Here is a 16610-nt window from a genome sequence, read left to right as displayed (position 1 = left end):
TTATATTGCGATAGTATTATTTCACGCGTTCAACGTATTCGCCTGTGCGCGTATCAACTTTAATTTTATCACCAACATTTACGAACAAAGGAACTTTAATTTCTATTCCATTTTCTGTAGTTGCATATTTCTGAGCTCCTGACGATGTATCACCTTTAACAGCAGGCTCTGCATAAGTAATTTCAAGTTCTACAAAATTTGGCGCTACAGCCATGATTGGCTCTTCGCTTTCAAAAGAAACGATTACATCCATACCTTCTTTAAGGAACTTTGCCGAGGGTCCAAAAAGCGCTTTTGCTACATTAAACTGTTCAAAAGACACATTGTCCATAACTACAAAATAATCACCTTCCTCATATAGATATTGATAATCATTCGTTTCCACACGGCAGATTTCTACCTGCTCGTCTGTACCTAAACGGGCTTCTACAATTTTCCCTGTTTTAATATTGCGAAATTTACCCAGATAGAACGCACCACCTTTACCTGGTGTGCGGTGTATGAATTCTGTAACTGTTACCAGTTCATTGTTGTAACGTAAAATGTTTCCCACCTTCGTTTCAGATGCCTTTGCCATAAAAATTATATACTTGTAAAATTTGAGCCTAAAGATATGTGCTTTTTGTGTATTTATGGCTCAAGGGTGAAATATATTTAAACTAACACCGAACCTACATCCACAACAATCGTTTGTCCCATTAAGAAGAAAAAGGAAATGTTTTTAAACACAACTTCAGATGATCAGCCAGTCTTTTGCGTGAAATAGAAGGTAGTGCCTATACCTAATTCCGTTTTAAACCAGATTTTTCCACCGCTGAGCTCTACAAATTCTCTGCATAATATTAAGCCAAGTCCAGTTCCTTTCTCTTCATTTGTGCCTGAAGAGGAAATACCCTGATCAGTATTAAGTATACTGGCCTGGTGCTCTTCTTTAATGCCAATGCCCGTGTCTGAAACAGAAAAACATATTTCATCTTTGAGTCGCTCGGCTTTGAGGATAATTACACTGCCGGCATGGCTAAATTTTATTGCATTAGAAATGAGGTTTCGAAATACTGTACTCGTCATCTGTGCATCAGTATACACACGCTGATCTGTTAATGACATCAATTGTATGCTGATACTTTTTGATTGAGCAAAGGCTTCAGCATTACGTATTGCTTCTTCGAGTAGTGTTAACGGCGATAGGCTCACAAAATCAGGCTTAAGGAGCCCGGTTTGTAACCTAGACCAACCGAGTAAATTATCAAGAAGTACATAAGCCTGTTTCGCAGAATTGTTGATGCGCAAAGCAATGCTACTGATCTTTTCCGTGCTTAGTTTTTCTGCATTTTTGAAGATTAGTTCACTAAAAGATATTAACGAGGTAAATGGGTTTTTTAAATCATGGGCAATTACCGAAAACAATTTGTCTTTCGTAGTATTTAGTCCTTTGAGTTCCTGCTCAGCAAGTTTCAAGTTTTTAGCTAGCGTACGGTATTTCTCTTCGTTGTCTTTAAGATTCTTAAAAATCAATTCAGTGGGTTCAATAAAGCCTGTTTCAACATTGGCTTTATAAATCAGAAAAAAAGCAATCAGCTTAAAATAATGGCCAAACTCGTTAGCGACGCTATAATTTGATGCATATAAGGTGAAGCAGAACTCACTTAGGATAGTAAAAATCAATGAGACAAAAAGTTTACGGTAAACAGACGTACTAAAACGCTCCCTAAAAGTATACAGCAGATAACCTGCAATAAACAGCACCGCAATAATTAGGTATTCTGAATAAATCTTAAATGGTGTTTGTCCTTGACCTTCAACAAAACAAAGGGGAAAGATATGCCAAACCAGAATAGAAAACGTAGCAAGCAGAGTAATGAAAAAATAACTGAGAAAGATCAAATCAGCGTTAAGTTGTTTTCCTCGCCTCAAAAAATAAAAGCCAATTACCAGGGTAGATGCTTCCAGAAACCGCGTGATGATCCAAAATTGGTTGCCGTAGAATACGCCTCCAGGCAAAATATTCATTCCGGTGAACGTAAGTGTATGCAGTAAATCTAATGCGCCGACAAATATATAAGTAATACCAACAAAGCATAAATAGTTATTATCCATCATCTTACGCGAATTCCAAGTGATGATGAATACCGCGAAAGCAATAATGATAGAGAAAAGTTCTATGATGCTATGAAACAGCAGATAGTTCTGTCGCAGGCTAAAGTAAAATATGAGAACCAATGTTGTCACTGAAAACATTGTCCTATAGTTATTCTTAATAAATTCGCGTAAAGAGGCAATCAACGTATAAAATAGCTATAAAGTATTGTCAAATATAATTAAAAATGGCAATGGAGTTTCTTCAGTAAATTTTAAAGTCGTAATATTCTTTCTACAAACTCTTCAACATCCACACATTGCATGCAAAGTGCCCGGAATTGCCCAAAGGTGCGTTGAGTTTCTTAAAACCGTATGCATTATAGATCGCTATCGCCGCAGTTAGAGAAGGAAAAGACTCGAGGTACATGTTTGTATAGTTTAGTAACTTTGCTTCTTTAATAGTCTCATCAATTAACATTTTGCCTAATCCTTTTCCTCTGGCCGATTCTGACAAGTAGAATTTTACAAGCTCCACGCATCCCTCTGGCAAACCTGCAGTGGGAAAGAAACCACATCCCCCCAGTATTTTACCACCTTCTTCAGCTATTAAATAAACACTTCCTGGTTCTGCAAACACGTTAGACAAGTGATCAGTAGATTTATCAGCATATACGGTGCCCTCCTTGGGAAGTTGAAATTCGTCGAACGTTTTTTTGATAATGATCGCCAGTGCCACGTCGTCCTGGCTATTTATTTTTCTAATTATTACAGACATTTTTTTAAATTATTAAGCGTCCAAAGGTAAGCTTAACGGCATATTATAACTATTTTGAATTAAATTAAAATTATTTGAAATGTTTCGCCGGGTGAATCGTCTTAAGATTAAACACCTAAGATCTTGAAAGCTGTATACATGCCCGAAGAAAAAGACAACTACATTATAGACACTATTAAGGCGTATGGCAAAAGCCTGATGGGGTTTATTCGTAAGCGGGTGAGTAATGATGCGGACGCCGAAGATATCCTGCAGGACGTTTGGTATCAGTTGAGCAATGTGGTTAATGCCGAACCTATTGAACAGACTGGTGCGTGGTTGTACCGCGTGGCGAAAAACAAAATTCTTGATAAACATAAGAAACATCGGGAAAGTTTGTTCGACGACTTTCTAGGAGAAGATGAGGAGGAGGGGCAATCGAATTTTATGGAGTTGCTAATGGTCGAAGAGACAACACCAGAATCCACTTATCTCCGCAATTTATTTTGGGAACAGCTTTTCATTGCACTTGATGAGCTGCCTGATGAACAGAAACAAGTATTTATCTGGCACGAATTAGAAGATTTGTCATTTGATGACATCTCGGAAAAAACAGGTGTGAAATTCAATACGCTTGTATCGCGTAAGCGTTATGCTGTATTGCACCTGCGGAGCAGGCTTAAACAATTGTATGCTGAAATTTTAGCTGGTTAATTTATTTAAAAACACATGAAATCGAAATTCAATAACAATAAGAAAAAATTCTTCCTCATCCCTTTCGGAATAGCAGCTATTTTGGGACTGGTGAGTTATGTGGTAATGTTATTATGGAATAATCTTTTACCAGAGATATTACATGTATCTACGATTACGTTTTGGCAGGCAATGGGCATATTTGTGCTGAGTAAAATCCTTTTTGGATTTGGAAAGGGTGGTGGTAAGCCTGCCTGGATGCAACATAAAATGAACCAAAACCGATTTCAAAATATGTCTCCGGATGATAGAGAACGTTTTAAAGAACGTATGAAAGACCGTTTCTGCAATTGGAATAAATCACCACAAGAAAATCCTTAAATCCCTCATCATAATGTATATCATTATTTTCAAAACCAATATTTCTTCACAAGAACAAAGTCTGCACCTACAAACTATGCTCGGCAAACTTCAGGAAATCGTGATGTCCAGTTTTGACCTGGAAGACTGTGATCGGATACTTAGGATCGTAAGTACCAATCCAGACCCTGAAATCATTTGCGAGCTATTCCGTAAGCAAGGTTTCGAATGTGAAATAATGGAGTCTTTTGTTTTTCAGGAACAGGCATAGGCAAACAAAGCGCCGTTATCAATGTTGTTAACTCATCTGAAAACAGAATTGAGGAACATGATGACTAAATATATCTTCGGAATTTTTATAGCGGCCACTTTATTTTCTTGTACGCAAAAAAATAACACCCCGGATAAAGGCCCAGTGGAAACAATGGATACCTTATCTGAAAGCATAAGAACAGACACGTTAAATGTCGTTAAGCCCATCTCAGAAAAGCAATTAATCAGTCCCGGAAAAGGGATCGGACAACTTCGTATAGATGCAACAATGGCTGATGCTTATAAAATTCTAGGTAAACCAGACAGCGGTGATAATGCAATGGGCAGTTCCTTAGCAGTTTGGTATGCAGACCACAAAGCTAACGGATACGCTACAAGTGTTTTCGGTAGCCATAAATACGGTGCTAAAAACGAACAGGGAATCTACATTAAAAAAATTATGGTTAATTCACCTTGGTTTAAAACGGCAGAAGGGCTTGGCACCGGCAGCAGCATAGAGCGTATTAAAAAACAGTATGACGTAAAGAAAGGTGATAGTTTTAAGGTTAGAAACAAAACCATTGATGTATACTCAGATTTAGTAAATGGAATCACTTTTGAAGTAGATTCCGAAACCTCAAAATGTAGTAGCATAATTGTTGGTAGGCCAAATGAGGCTGATGGTACTTATCTTAACATGCACTAGTATGAGCTTCTCGCCTCTGAATAGGTTTATCGACGCTCAGGAGCGTGACTATCAGACCGCGTTGGCGGAGATCAAAAATGGAAAAAAAAGAAGCCATTGGATGTGGTACATCTTTCCACAGATCAGTGGACTTGGGCGTAGTGAGGCAGCAAAACACTACGCAATTAAAGATCGACAGGAGGCAATAGAATTCTTGAACAATCCTATTCTAAGTAATAGGCTTTTCGAGATCTGCGAAGCATTGGTTGAACTTGAACAAGACGACCCGCATGTAATTTTCGGCAGCCCTGATGACATGAAGTTAAGGTCATCCATGACTTTATTTGCTGCAGTTTCAGGAAGTTCTTCTGTATTTAAAAAAGTGATTGATAAATATTTTGACGGCATAGAGGATTCAGAAACTATAAGGATAACGGAACTTAGCTAAAACCATAAGTTTTAAAGAAATGGAATACTTTAAAAGTAGTTGGATCATATTGTAGCATTTATTACTTTCAATTCGTTATAGGTACTAAAATAACGACCATGAAAAGATCGCTACGCTTAATCCTTGCTGTTGTGCTAACTATCACAATTTCTTCTTCTTGTAAAAAGAATAATCCTGACCCTGTTGCGCCAGAAAACAAGTCAATCCTTGGTATGTGGGTTGAATCACAAACGGCCACGCTATATCGGGCGGTTCTTTTCTCTAATGATGGCGTTTTCAGACAATATGTTGTTGTTAAGAACAACAATAGCTCCCAAGGATTTACTCTTAGTGGGACTTACACTATAGATGGCAATAAAATTTCAGCGCGAGTTACACAAGAGGAATTCAATGATGGAAATAATCCGGCTGTTAAATCGACCATTAATACAACATTGTTTGATAAGGGAACATTCAGTATTAAAAACAATGTGATGCAGATAAACTACGTTTCTTACCCTGCAGATGCTCCTGTAGCTACAACGATGCTACTTAAGAGAGAACTAATACCGTTATAGAGTGGTGTCGACGCTTATTTTTGAGTGCTAGTCGATAAATAGATCTTGATTATCTTTCAAATTAACCCCCGATTTTTTTTGCCTAAATGCTTCACGGATTAGGTATATTATTTTTCCAGCAGCAACTTGAGCAGGTAAGCCTGCGTGCCTGATATTAGATACGCAATTGCGCAATTCATCTGTTGATCCTCTTTGGGGATTGTATGTTAAATATGCACCCATACTATCAACTGAACTTAGTCCCGGTCTCTCTCCAATCAGAATAAGAGCCAATTTCGCCTGAAGGCTCTGCGCAACATCATCTGCCACTGCAACTCTTGCCTGCCGGATCAGACAGATTGGACCTATGGTTAAGCCATCTTTAAGTAAGGTTGGTATCAGGAGCGCTAAAAGTTCGCTGGCATTTTGCTGAACAGCGAGCGCGGAAAGTCCATCAGCAATGCAGATTGAGACATCGAAATTTTTAACTTGCTTTGCAAGCTCATTAGCTGAATGCTGACTAAGCTGTCTGCCTAAATCCGGGCGTTGCAAGTATTCCGCCCGGTCCGTAACTTTACTTTCAAGGCACAACACTGGTAAATTAAAATTTGCAATAGAGTCAATCAAACTGTTGATTTCCAGAGATGAATAAACTGCATCCCTGGCATGTGCATGCGCTAATTTAAAATCCAGAGATTGTTTTACGGGAATACTAGTGCCGGTTCTGCCTATGCCGATTCTGGCCGTAGTAAAGCCTTTAAGAAAGCTCATGCCATCTTGTCGATTCCTGCTATTTTCTAGATCTTCCATAAGCCGGTTATGTTTCCATTTAACGCAAAACTATGGTCAAGCAATGTACCATGCCTGTCAGCAATCCCTTGCCTGATTAACCATTTTTCAAATTCAGGTGCCGGCTTAAGACCGAGTACTTTTCTCAAATAGAGCGCATCATGAAAAGAAGTACTTTGATAATTAAGCATTACATCGTCGGATCCGGGTACGCCCATAACAAAATTACATCCGGCAACGCCAAGCAGGGTAAGTAAGTTATCCATATCGTCCTGATCAGCTTCGGCATGATTGGTATAACATGCGTCCACACCCATTGGAAGGCCAAGCAATTTGCCACAAAAATGATCCTCAAGAGCTGCACGGATTATTTGTTTGCCATCGTACAGGTACTCCGGACCGATAAAGCCCACCACAGTATTAACAAGAAAAGGGTTGAATTTTCTCGCTACCGCATATGCCCTTGCTTCGCAAGTTTGCTGGTCAACCCCATGATGGGCATTCGCTGAAAGGGCACTTCCTTGTCCAGTTTCAAAATACATAACATGATCGCCAATCGTCCCACGGTTTAAAGAACGCGTAGCCTGTAATGCTTCTTCGAGTATCGAAAGATTAATGCCAAAGCTTTTGTTAGCGAGCTCGGTTCCGGCAATAGATTGAAAACAAAGATCTACCGGAGCACCGCGATTAACTAATTCGATTGTGGTAGTAACATGACTCAGCACACACGACTGCGTTGGGATGTCAAATTGTTCTCTGAGCCGATCGATCAACAGTAAGATTTTCAGTACAGCCTCAGGACTGTCAGATGCTGGATTTATCCCAATAACGGCGTCGCCGCTACCATAACTAAGGCCCTCAATAATCCCTGCCAGGATGCCCCTTGGATCATCGGTGGGGTGGTTTGGTTGTAGCCGGGTTGAAAAACGGCCTTTCAATCCGATTGTACTTCTAAAACTCGTGATCACCTGACACTTCCTGGCAACAGCAATGAGATCCTGGTTACGCATCAATTTAGACACTGCAGCTACCATCTCTGGTGTCAATCCAGGGCCAACAGCTTCTAACTTCACTAAGTCTGTTGTATCTTCCAAAAGCCAGTCACGCAATTGCCCTACGGTAAAATGGCTGATACTTAGGAACGCCTGAGAATTGTGCTGGTCTAAAATCAACCGGGTAACTTCGTCTTTCTCATAAGGGATCACAGTCTCATTCAGAAAAACTTTCAAGGGTATATCTGCTAATGTAATCTGTGCAGCAACACGCTCTTCATAGGTATCGGCGCTTAGGCCAGCAAGTGCATCGCCGGTACGAAAGGGACTTGCCTTTGCTAGCAAAGCTTTCAAATCTAAAAAGCTGTAGGTTTTATTACCAATAATATGTTTGTAAGCCATTGATGCCCATAAGTTACGTATTGTTTGTGAGCGTGTTATGTCAGTGATGTTAATTTTTCGTAAATAGGAGGCACTTCACGTAAAATTACGGAGCTAATAAGTGAATCAATTCTATATATTTGAAGCTGTTTGTAGCACCTGTGAAAATGAATAAGAAAATATTGATCATAGAAAATGATCGGGATATCCGTGAGATTGTGGATATTATTTTAACGGAACGGGGATATGAAGTGGCAGACTGCGCACATAAACCTATCTCAGAGCTACATACCTATAATGCCGACGTAATTATTCTCGACGAATGGGTGTTAGGTAAAACAGAAGGCCACATGCTATGCCTCGAGCTGAAAACTATTGATCAGCTGATGAACATCCCCGTAATCATATTATCTACAGCACAAAATATAGAGGAAATCGCCTGCGCATGTAAGGCGGATGGTTTTGTACGTAAACCTTTTGATATTGAAGAACTGATAACTGAGGTAGCCAGGGTTTGTCTTTTGTGCGATCTACCCAGCTAGAAGTAGTTTAAAACGCTACCTTTAAGGCATGAAAAACTATAAACTCATCTTACCAGTTGCTTTACTTGCGCTTTCAGCATGTAGCCAAAGTACCATGAAAACAGAAAGCGGGGATGCGAAAGCAGACTCTACAATTACCGCTGAGCAATCTGCAGAAAAAGGATTGTTTGCCACCATGAAAATTCAGCAAAACATTAAAGTCGGTGATTCTGTATTACTGCGTTTTACAGTGTACAATCCTGGTGACAGCACGCAGCAATTTTGCAAGTGGCATACACCATTTGAACCTCTGATTAGCAAATATCTAAACATTACTGATGAAAAGGGCGAGGAAGTAGCTTACAAAGGAGCTATGGCTAAGCGTATGATGCCACCACCGGCATCTGCTTACATGTCTCTGAACGCTAAGGACAGTGTTGGTGTTACGGTTGATTTGCTTAAAGGCTACGCCATTTCTAAGCCAGCACAATACAAAATTGTTTATGTTGGTCAGAATATGAGCGGGTTAGTCGTTAAGGACAGTGTTGTATTTACCTATAAATAGTTAAAACAAGGTACTGGTACCTAAATATCCATTTACAAGTCTTAGAATTCCACTCCCCAGATCCATAGCATTACCGGCGCCAATACTTTTCAGAGCCGCCAATTGTTCTGTAGATCTGGGGAGTTTTTCTGCGATCTGCTGTAGGGCCAGGTCGGAAAGTACACGTTGCTCCGTCACTTGGCGCTGTTCGCTGATTTTTTTCCTCCATTCAATCAGCTCATGGTATAATAAGGGATTAACAATCTGTCTTTTGATCTGATCCTTTTTTTGCGGCAAGGCATGCTGTAGTGGTAGAAAGTTCGTCCCGGCAGCATTATAGGTCTTAATGTACTTCTCTACACTAAACTCATCCCATGAAATTTTAAATACATTTAATTTGGTTTCCAGGTTATCCAAAATGTAATTCAGGCCATTTAACACCTTATCCGTATCTTCGTTGATAGCCAATTTTAGCTCGCCAAATTTTCTGATTTCACGAATCACCTCTTCGATCTTGGGGATAAAATAGTTAGATGCTTTCTTTAGCCTGTCCCGGAAAATATGCTCGCCATTAAGATCTAATTCCTTTGGCATCTTACTCAATTCCTGTTTCAAAAAACTATTTGCCACCCTGATCACATCCTTTTCCAATATGTTCCCGGCTTGCACGTAAATGTGCTGAAAAGCTAGAAATTCCATAGGCTCATTAAAGCTAATTTTGCTCAATAAATCCCAGTTCTGATTAATCGTCGAGAAGTCAAGCAGGTCTGAAATCATGGTTCGGCCAAACTCCAGCTTATATCCCTCAAGCATCTCGATACTGGGTTTTACTTTTATCGCGTTTGCTGTAAATTTAACGACCTTAGGATCTGTGATAATATTTTCTGCTTTAACTGGTGACTTCAGTACCAATCCCTCAAGGCTACGACACCTGCTTAGGGCAACATAAGCTTGTCCGTGGGTAAATGCAGCGCTGATATCGACAATTGCCTTGTCGAATGTTAAGCCCTGACTTTTATGCACAGTAATAGCCCAAGCCAATTTAAATGGATATTGCTGATAAGATCCGGTATTCTTTTCCTGTATTTTGTTGTCTTCAGTATCTAAGTCATATTTGATATTCTGCCAGATCTCGGGACTGACTTCTAAATCTTCCGCATCGTCAATACAGTGTACGTGTACTATATCATTCACTATGGCAGTAACCTTAGCTGCCTTTCCGTTATAATACTGCTTTTTTCCGGAAGAGTCATTTTTCATGAACATCACTTGTGCTCCAACCTTAAGCTCTAGTAACTCATCTACGGGGAAGGCATCTTTTGGAAAATCACCGGTAACGATAGCCTTAAATTTGTATAGTTCGCCCGGAAGCTTTTCAAGGCATTCCCGGTTAATATCGGTGACCAGATTGTTATGCGTAGTAAGGGTCACAAATTCATCCTTCCATCCCGTGTTCAGCGTAGGGTCGAAATTTTCATTCAAAGTATTTAATAATGCTGTCCCCAACTTATTTTCTCTGATATCATTCAAAATATTCAAGAAAACAGGATCAGACTGACGATATACATGATCAAGTTCAAAAGTGACCATAGGCACCTTATGTAAAATCTGGCTGTCAAAAAAATAAGGGCTGGTATAAAAAGCTTTCAAAACGTGCCAGGCATCATGAAAAATAGGAGAGAGCTGATAAAGATCGCCGATCATCAGGAGCTGAACGCCACCAAAGGGTAGCGAAGAACCTTTAACTTGTTTTAATGCCCGATCTATAAAATCGATGATATCGGTACGTACCATACTGATCTCATCGATGATCAGCAGTTCGAGACACTTTAACAGCTTCACCTTATCCTCGGCATAACGAACCTCTGATTCTAAGCTTGCTATAGGGATAAGTGGCCCAAATGGAATCTGAAAAAAAGAATGTAAAGTTACACCTCCCGCATTAATTGCTGCAACTGCCGTTGGTGCTACCACTGCAAAGCTCTTTTCTGTGGTCACTTTGATATGCCGCAGTAAGGTAGTCTTACCTGTTCCTGCTTTACCGGTCAAAAAAATTGGCTGGTTGGTATATTTCAAGAAATCAAGCAGGAGGGTATTAGTACTATTCATCATCAGGTCAAAACTACTAAATTATTTAGTATATTACTTCCGAGGGTTATCAATAATTTTATTTTATGCTGCTTCGACGGCTGACTGCGGCAATTTAAATGAAAATGAAATTTCACCATCGGAAGGGGCGATCAGTAACTGCCCACCGTTACTTTGAATATATTCTTTACATAGATGCAGCCCCAAGCCAACACCTTTTTCATTTTCAGTTCCATAGGTAGCTTTTAAGCTGCTGAGATCTGGTACAGTGGCAAAGTCCATTGTTGCATTGTTTGAAATGGAATTGCTTACGCAGACATCTACGGAGTTCGTATGATGTTTAAGTGTAAGTACAATTTGTTCCTCTTTAGGAGTAAATTTTATAGCATTATCTATGAGGTTACGCAACACCAGCCTGATCTGGTTTTCATCTGCAAATACGGGGAAGAGGCCGTCCATCTTTATTTTTGGAACAATCCCTTTTTTCTTCATTAGTGGTGTATAGACAAGCATAAGTTCTTCTATCAGCGCCTTTAGATCAAAGCTTGATGGATCTGTGGTGATGCCAGACATTTGACTTTTTGCCCAGTACAACAAGTTATTAAGCGTGTTATAGATCGTTTCGATATTCTTTTTGTTCTCCCTTAACATGTATTGAATATCTTCCATTGTAAGCGCGTCGGTATCATTCAGAGAAAGAATACTCATCAGGCTATTCAGAGGACTTCGTAGATCATGTGCAATAATCGAAAACAATTTATTTTTTACTGAATTAGAAGATTCTAATTCTCCAATTGTTGTACTTAGCAAGGCTGTTCTTTTTTGCACCAGTGTTTCCAACTGCTGGTTTTGATTTTGAACAAGCATGAGGTTCTCATCGCGTAAGTCCTGTTCCTTTTGGATGATGATCTTATAACGGTCGCCAAGCGCAAAGGAAAGCAATAATAGTTCAATCGTAGATCCAATAGGAACGAGCTGGACGGTAAATTCGGTATTTGGAATAACACCACCAAGGCTCAGCGTAACTATACCTACGGTAAGCCAGATAAAAAACCAGGCTATGATATACCATTTTGCAGGCTCATGACCTCTTCTGTATGCAATGATGCCAGATATCCAAACCACTAGTGACAAACTCACGGTCATAACCTGCGCGATAGATGCCGACAAACTTTTGTAGCCTATCATGCTCGTTATAAAGAGAATGATTGCAATGACACCTAATAACTTATATACTGTAACCATAAATGGGACAGTTTGCTCAAGATTAAGAAATTTCCGGCAGAACAACAGTGAAGCTACCATTGACAGGCTTAAAAACACGTGAGGATGGTAGCTAAAAAGGATCCTGACATGATCACCAAATAGAAAGCCATAGCCCCGGATATAGATCAATAGATATGCAGAAAGCGTGAGCACATACATGGTGTAAAACAGGTATGTTATGTCTTTTAAACTAAAGAACAGGAACAGGTTAAAAAGTAACAAAGATATCAAAACGCCCACATAAATATATTCAATCCGATCCTTAACTGCCTTGCCCTTCATAATAGCATCCGGTGTTGCTAATTTGATAGGTACCAACATAATATTGCGGGTTTCCAGCCTCAGATAGATTGGCCCAGGACGGAATTCTTTTTCCAAGGGGAGTTTAAAAACGAAATTACTTTCTATGATTACGTCTTTTTCAGGATAGGATAGTGAGCCAGTTTTAAGGTGCCTTATGGTATTGTTAGCAAGTGAGAAATAGCAGTCGATGTGCTCGATATTCGGTGCATCCACAATCAAGTAATTCTGACCAGCGTAATCTGCCAGATGTTCAATTTTCACCCAAAAAGCAGAGCTGGTATTTCCAAAATTAAGAATATCCTGTTTACCGGGAACGAACTTTCCTTCATGGTCTTTTGCCTTGATTTGGTCTATTGAAAGATTGGCAGCAGTATCTTCGAAATAGCTGAGTTTCTTGCCAACGTTTTGATAATCAAAATTAAGGATGGGTTTAGAAGCCTGAGCATTGGCATCAAAAAAGTAAAATAAAAAAGCAAATAAAACGACAGCCCTAAAATGCATAAATAAATCTGAGGGATAAAAATACGCTATTTAAACGTGCGTAACAAGCTTCTAGCATGCTAAATTGGAACTTTTTGTTGGAAGTAATTATGATGTTTTACTTACCTGGTTGATTTAACTTAGACGAGAGGGATACTGAAATAAAAAGTTGACCCCTCCCCAATAGTACTTTCCGCCCAAATTTTACCGCTATGAATCTGAACAATTTCAGCACAAAGGTACAGTCCGATTCCAAAGCCGGAAATCAATGCCGTATTGCCGCTTTCAACACGGTAATAACGCTCAAACAAGTGCTGAAGATCAGTTTCAGAGATCCCCATTCCTTCGTCACTTACACTAACGGTAACCGTGTCGTTAACAGATTCACAGCCCACAGTAATTGTAGTACCCAAAGGAGAGTATTTAATGGCATTACTAACCAAATTCGAGATTACATTGGCGATTTTATCAGCATCACCAACCACTACCAAATTACTGCAAGGCTGCAAAATGATGTTGTGATTGCTTTCAGAAACAATTATGTCTTCAACGGTATTCCGAACAAGTTGATCCATCATAAATGACTCTTTTTGAAGGAGAATCTTTCCTGATTGTAACCTCGATACGTTTAAGAACCCATTGATCATTGCCGTCATTTTTTTTACTTGCATGGCAGACTTTTCGAGTGCTTTCTGCGAGAAGGAATCTTCTGATTTTTTTGCTTTTGCCTGGAGCAATTGGATATACCCGTTAATAGACGTAAGTGGGGTCTTGAGCTCATGGCTCACCATCCCTATAAAATCATTTTTTCTGATCTCATCAAGCTTACGTTCAGTAATATCCATAAACATACCTGAATATTCTGTTTGGTTACCTTCGCTGTCAAAATAAACTTTTCCTGTGGCTTTTACCCAGATCTGTTCGCCGGTTATCTTATTAGTAATGGGGTATTCCGTATCGCTTGGTTTGGCGTTTTCCAGGGCATCCTTTAGTACGTCAAGTAGCATCTGTCTGTAGTCAGGATCTACCGCTTCGAGGATTGCTTCCATTGGCAAATCTTCGTCTGGAAGATAACCAAATAACTCTTTAATAAAACCAGACATAGTAACCTCAAGCGTTTTAGGATTGATGCTCCAGGTGTCCATTTTGCCGGTTTCAATTGCTTGTTTCAACTTGAGCTGGGCACTTGCGAGGCCGTGATTTGACTCCACCAAACGCTCATTTAACTCTGCAAGGTTAGTTAGTGTGCGTCGCAGTTCCAATTTATCAATGACCTGCCGCCCTAGAATACTTAGACCAGCGATCTGTTCAGCGCTGAGCTCCCTGCTTTCGGTATCAATCACACATAGAGAACCTAATGCAAAACCGTCGGTATTAACAAGTGGGACCCCGGCATAAAATACAATTCCAGGATCTCCGGTTACTAATGGATTCTCCTTAAATCGGACATCACGGGTAGCGTCGGTAACAATCAATGGTTGCGTTGGTACTGCAAGTCCGTGCGCACAAAAAGAATAGTCCCTTGGTGTCTCTCTTGCGGATAGTCCCTTATGCGACTTGAACCATTGACGTTTCTGATCCACGAGGCTGATGAGTGCGATAGGAGTTTGACAAATGGCTGCAGCAAGCGCAGTTAGATCATCAAAATCTGCATCTTCAGCAGTATCTAAAATATGATAGGACTGCAACGCTTTAAGCCTTTCAGCTTCATTTTCTAGTAAAGGATAAGCAGATGATGTACTCTTTTCAGCTTGCACATCGCGTTTTTCAAAAAAATGTTTGTTAGTTAAGATAGGCTCAGTCATTATTAAATTACGTCCCGGAGATATTGTAAAGTAACAAAAGTATTTCCTTTTTACAGCAAGGTTTTATCAAAATCGACATACGTGGCCGATTTTATTAGCTCCGTAGATAGGACGCACCATTAATATCCGCGATTCCGCCGCTGGTAAATTGCATGCCTTCACTGGCGTAAACGGCAACGAGCCTCGCCACCTCCTCAGGTCGGGCAACCCGACCAAATGGGCTTTGCGCACGAATTTCATCACCGCGCGATCCGTTTAATACTGTACTTGCCATTTCTGTCTCAACAAATCCCGGTGCTACAAGATGCACGCTAATGTTGTGTGGTGCCAGAGCGATGGCCAGCGACTGGCTCATGGCATTAAGTCCCGCTTTGCTTGCGCCATAGGCCGGACAGTCTGGTTCACCACGAAAAGCGCCACGAGAAGACACATTTACAATTTTGCCGCTGCCCTGGCTTACCATTATTTTTGAAGCAAAAAAACACATGTTTGCAGCGCCGGTAAGGTTCGTATCTAATGTCTCCTTCCAGCTATCCAACCAATGTGTATAGCTGCTTTCCAATATCTTATGCTCTTTAAATATCCCGGCGTTATTAATTAAAATATCCACGCTGCCCCAATCCTTTTGATAGCGAACGAAAAAGTCTTCGACAGCTTCAGGATTTGTCAGATCCAAGTGATAACTCATATGACTGCCGTTACCAAGTAACTTCAATACTTGACTGGCCTCTGTTTCGCCATACCTGAAAGTAATACTTACATTTGCACCAGCGTCGGCAAAAAGCTGGGCTGTGGCTTTACCTATACCTCTGGATCCGCCAGTTATTAATACATTTTTGTTGTTAAAATCGAAAGTCATTTGTTGAAGTTTATCCCCCTGCAAGTTAAAATTTTAGGCCGATATATGCTATCTCACCCTGGATTCCTTAGCTTTGCCCTTTGTTTTAGTAACCCAACGGATAAATTATTAAAAAAATGAAGCACAAATTGAATATCGAAGATTGGAACAGAAAGGAACACTTCAATTTTTTTAAAACCTTCGATCAACCATATTTTGGTGTCACAGCAAACATTGATTGTACTAAGGCCTATTTACGCTGTAAAACAATGGGTGTTCCGTTTTTCAGTTACTATTTACACAAAACACTATTGGCGGTAAACGCGATAGATAATATGAGGTACAGAATTGAGGCTGACGAAGTTTTTGTTTATGACTGGATTGACGCATCAGCTACAATTATGCGCGAGGATAGGTCCTTTGGTTTTTCGCATATCCGTTTTGACGTTGATTTTGAAACTTTCAATCAAATTGCCGTTGCTGAGATTAATCGTGTAAAACAGACCAGCGGACTATTTACCATGGGTCCAGTGGATAACATCATCCATTTTTCTGCCTTACCATGGATAGATTTCACAGGAATCTCACAGGCTTCTGACTCGCGTTCCGGCGATAGCTGTCCAAAATTTTCTATAGGAAAGCTTGTTGAGTCACATGGCCGTAGGCATATGACCTTTAACATACAGGTACACCACGCACTCGTTGATGGATACCATGTTGGGCTGTTTTTCGAGAATCTACAGTCGCTCATGAATGAATAAAATTTAAATCTAATAATAGGGGTAAAGTTGATTTC

Annotated in this window: 18 protein-coding genes; 9 read left to right on the top strand and 9 right to left on the bottom strand. The window is 40.0% G+C overall.

The window, feature by feature from the left end; all coding sequences use genetic code 11:
• Nucleotides 1–16 precede the first annotated feature (16 nt).
• From efp to CLV32_RS16335, 3 genes are all read right to left on the bottom strand, one after another.
• Nucleotides 17–577 carry an elongation factor P gene (gene efp / locus CLV32_RS16345; protein WP_133557474.1) on the bottom strand — a complete coding sequence of 187 codons (561 nt, stop codon included), beginning with the start codon at nucleotides 575–577 and terminating at the stop codon, nucleotides 17–19.
• Nucleotides 578–741: 164 nt separating this feature from the next.
• A complete protein-coding gene (locus CLV32_RS16340; protein WP_133557472.1) occupies nucleotides 742–2238 on the bottom strand; it encodes a sensor histidine kinase in 1497 nt (498 codons plus the stop codon).
• Nucleotides 2239–2371: 133 nt separating this feature from the next.
• The gene (locus tag CLV32_RS16335; RefSeq protein WP_133557470.1) at nucleotides 2372–2854 is read right to left on the bottom strand and encodes a GNAT family N-acetyltransferase; all 483 of its coding nucleotides are present in this window, start codon (nucleotides 2852–2854) and stop codon (nucleotides 2372–2374) included.
• Nucleotides 2855–2977: 123 nt separating this feature from the next.
• On the opposite strand from CLV32_RS16335, the gene CLV32_RS16330 reads away from it, so the two are divergent.
• The 6 genes from CLV32_RS16330 (at nucleotide 2978) to CLV32_RS16305 (ending at nucleotide 5828) form a co-directional block, all read left to right on the top strand.
• Nucleotides 2978–3547, top strand: coding sequence for an RNA polymerase sigma factor (locus CLV32_RS16330; protein ID WP_243732338.1), 570 nt, complete (start codon nucleotides 2978–2980; stop codon nucleotides 3545–3547).
• A 15-nt stretch (nucleotides 3548–3562) separates the two neighbouring features.
• A complete protein-coding gene (locus CLV32_RS16325) occupies nucleotides 3563–3907 on the top strand; it encodes a hypothetical protein (RefSeq protein WP_208111031.1) in 345 nt (114 codons plus the stop codon).
• Between the two features lie 13 nt (nucleotides 3908–3920).
• Complete coding sequence (locus tag CLV32_RS16320; RefSeq protein WP_133557468.1) at nucleotides 3921–4157, top strand: hypothetical protein; 237 nt, start codon at nucleotides 3921–3923, stop codon at nucleotides 4155–4157.
• Nucleotides 4158–4214: 57 nt separating this feature from the next.
• Entirely contained in the window at nucleotides 4215–4844 is a 630-nt protein-coding gene (locus CLV32_RS16315) for a hypothetical protein (protein WP_133557466.1), read from the top strand.
• Nucleotide 4845: 1 nt separating this feature from the next.
• The gene (locus tag CLV32_RS16310) at nucleotides 4846–5271 is read left to right on the top strand and encodes a DUF1810 domain-containing protein (RefSeq protein ID WP_133557464.1); all 426 of its coding nucleotides are present in this window, start codon (nucleotides 4846–4848) and stop codon (nucleotides 5269–5271) included.
• 98 nt (nucleotides 5272–5369) lie between these two features.
• Nucleotides 5370–5828, top strand: coding sequence for a hypothetical protein (locus CLV32_RS16305; RefSeq protein ID WP_133557462.1), 459 nt, complete (start codon nucleotides 5370–5372; stop codon nucleotides 5826–5828).
• A gap of 27 nt (nucleotides 5829–5855) precedes the next feature.
• On the opposite strand, the gene eutC is transcribed toward CLV32_RS16305, so the two are convergent.
• A complete protein-coding gene (gene eutC / locus CLV32_RS16300) occupies nucleotides 5856–6617 on the bottom strand; it encodes an ethanolamine ammonia-lyase subunit EutC (RefSeq protein WP_133557460.1) in 762 nt (253 codons plus the stop codon).
• Complete coding sequence (locus tag CLV32_RS16295) at nucleotides 6605–7990, bottom strand: ethanolamine ammonia-lyase subunit EutB (protein WP_133557458.1); 1386 nt, start codon at nucleotides 7988–7990, stop codon at nucleotides 6605–6607. Before CLV32_RS16295 ends, eutC begins: the two co-directional genes overlap by 13 nt.
• A 146-nt stretch (nucleotides 7991–8136) precedes the next feature.
• Here CLV32_RS16295 and CLV32_RS16290 point away from each other — a divergent pair, with 146 nt between their 5' ends.
• Together CLV32_RS16290 and CLV32_RS16285 are read left to right on the top strand one after the other, a co-directional pair.
• The gene (locus CLV32_RS16290; protein ID WP_133557456.1) at nucleotides 8137–8511 is read left to right on the top strand and encodes a response regulator transcription factor; all 375 of its coding nucleotides are present in this window, start codon (nucleotides 8137–8139) and stop codon (nucleotides 8509–8511) included.
• 28 nt (nucleotides 8512–8539) lie between these two features.
• Nucleotides 8540–9055 (top strand): protease, encoded by a 516-nt coding sequence (locus CLV32_RS16285; RefSeq protein ID WP_133557454.1) that lies wholly within the window; start codon nucleotides 8540–8542, stop codon nucleotides 9053–9055.
• Here the strand turns inward: CLV32_RS16285 and CLV32_RS16280 are convergent, their stop codons facing one another.
• The 4 genes from CLV32_RS16280 to CLV32_RS16265 form a co-directional block, all read right to left on the bottom strand.
• Complete coding sequence (locus CLV32_RS16280; protein WP_133557452.1) at nucleotides 9056–11146, bottom strand: HRDC domain-containing protein; 2091 nt, start codon at nucleotides 11144–11146, stop codon at nucleotides 9056–9058.
• Between the two features lie 60 nt (nucleotides 11147–11206).
• Nucleotides 11207–13192 carry a sensor histidine kinase gene (locus CLV32_RS16275; RefSeq protein WP_133557450.1) on the bottom strand — a complete coding sequence of 662 codons (1986 nt, stop codon included), beginning with the start codon at nucleotides 13190–13192 and terminating at the stop codon, nucleotides 11207–11209.
• A gap of 119 nt (nucleotides 13193–13311) precedes the next feature.
• The gene (locus CLV32_RS16270) at nucleotides 13312–14976 is read right to left on the bottom strand and encodes an ATP-binding protein (RefSeq protein ID WP_133557448.1); all 1665 of its coding nucleotides are present in this window, start codon (nucleotides 14974–14976) and stop codon (nucleotides 13312–13314) included.
• A 94-nt stretch (nucleotides 14977–15070) separates the two neighbouring features.
• Nucleotides 15071–15835, bottom strand: a complete 765-nt coding sequence (locus CLV32_RS16265; protein WP_133557446.1) for an SDR family NAD(P)-dependent oxidoreductase — start codon at nucleotides 15833–15835, stop codon at nucleotides 15071–15073.
• Nucleotides 15836–15951: 116 nt separating this feature from the next.
• On the opposite strand from CLV32_RS16265, the gene CLV32_RS16260 reads away from it, so the two are divergent.
• Nucleotides 15952–16575, top strand: a complete 624-nt coding sequence (locus CLV32_RS16260; protein ID WP_133557444.1) for a chloramphenicol acetyltransferase — start codon at nucleotides 15952–15954, stop codon at nucleotides 16573–16575.
• The last annotated feature ends 35 nt before the right edge of the window (nucleotides 16576–16610 follow it).

The sequence above is a fragment of the Pedobacter duraquae genome, from assembly GCF_004362245.1.
Taxonomy (GTDB): Bacteria; Bacteroidota; Bacteroidia; order Sphingobacteriales; family Sphingobacteriaceae; genus Pedobacter; species Pedobacter duraquae.
This window is presented reverse-complemented; position numbering and strand designations above follow the sequence as displayed.

Coding starts and splice junctions, on each gene's coding strand:
- efp (WP_133557474.1), bottom strand. CDS start 577: ATGGCAAAGGCATCTGAAACGAAGGTGGGAAACATTTTACGTTACAAC.
- CLV32_RS16340 (WP_133557472.1), bottom strand. CDS start 2,238: ATGTTTTCAGTGACAACATTGGTTCTCATATTTTACTTTAGCCTGCGA.
- CLV32_RS16335 (WP_133557470.1), bottom strand. CDS start 2,854: ATGTCTGTAATAATTAGAAAAATAAATAGCCAGGACGACGTGGCACTG.
- CLV32_RS16325 (WP_208111031.1), top strand. CDS start 3,563: ATGAAATCGAAATTCAATAACAATAAGAAAAAATTCTTCCTCATCCCT.
- CLV32_RS16320 (WP_133557468.1), top strand. CDS start 3,921: ATGTATATCATTATTTTCAAAACCAATATTTCTTCACAAGAACAAAGT.
- CLV32_RS16315 (WP_133557466.1), top strand. CDS start 4,215: ATGATGACTAAATATATCTTCGGAATTTTTATAGCGGCCACTTTATTT.
- CLV32_RS16310 (WP_133557464.1), top strand. CDS start 4,846: ATGAGCTTCTCGCCTCTGAATAGGTTTATCGACGCTCAGGAGCGTGAC.
- CLV32_RS16305 (WP_133557462.1), top strand. CDS start 5,370: ATGAAAAGATCGCTACGCTTAATCCTTGCTGTTGTGCTAACTATCACA.
- eutC (WP_133557460.1), bottom strand. CDS start 6,617: ATGGAAGATCTAGAAAATAGCAGGAATCGACAAGATGGCATGAGCTTT.
- CLV32_RS16295 (WP_133557458.1), bottom strand. CDS start 7,990: ATGGCTTACAAACATATTATTGGTAATAAAACCTACAGCTTTTTAGAT.
- CLV32_RS16290 (WP_133557456.1), top strand. CDS start 8,137: ATGAATAAGAAAATATTGATCATAGAAAATGATCGGGATATCCGTGAG.
- CLV32_RS16285 (WP_133557454.1), top strand. CDS start 8,540: ATGAAAAACTATAAACTCATCTTACCAGTTGCTTTACTTGCGCTTTCA.
- CLV32_RS16280 (WP_133557452.1), bottom strand. CDS start 11,146: ATGATGAATAGTACTAATACCCTCCTGCTTGATTTCTTGAAATATACC.
- CLV32_RS16275 (WP_133557450.1), bottom strand. CDS start 13,192: ATGCATTTTAGGGCTGTCGTTTTATTTGCTTTTTTATTTTACTTTTTT.
- CLV32_RS16270 (WP_133557448.1), bottom strand. CDS start 14,976: ATGACTGAGCCTATCTTAACTAACAAACATTTTTTTGAAAAACGCGAT.
- CLV32_RS16265 (WP_133557446.1), bottom strand. CDS start 15,835: ATGACTTTCGATTTTAACAACAAAAATGTATTAATAACTGGCGGATCC.
- CLV32_RS16260 (WP_133557444.1), top strand. CDS start 15,952: ATGAAGCACAAATTGAATATCGAAGATTGGAACAGAAAGGAACACTTC.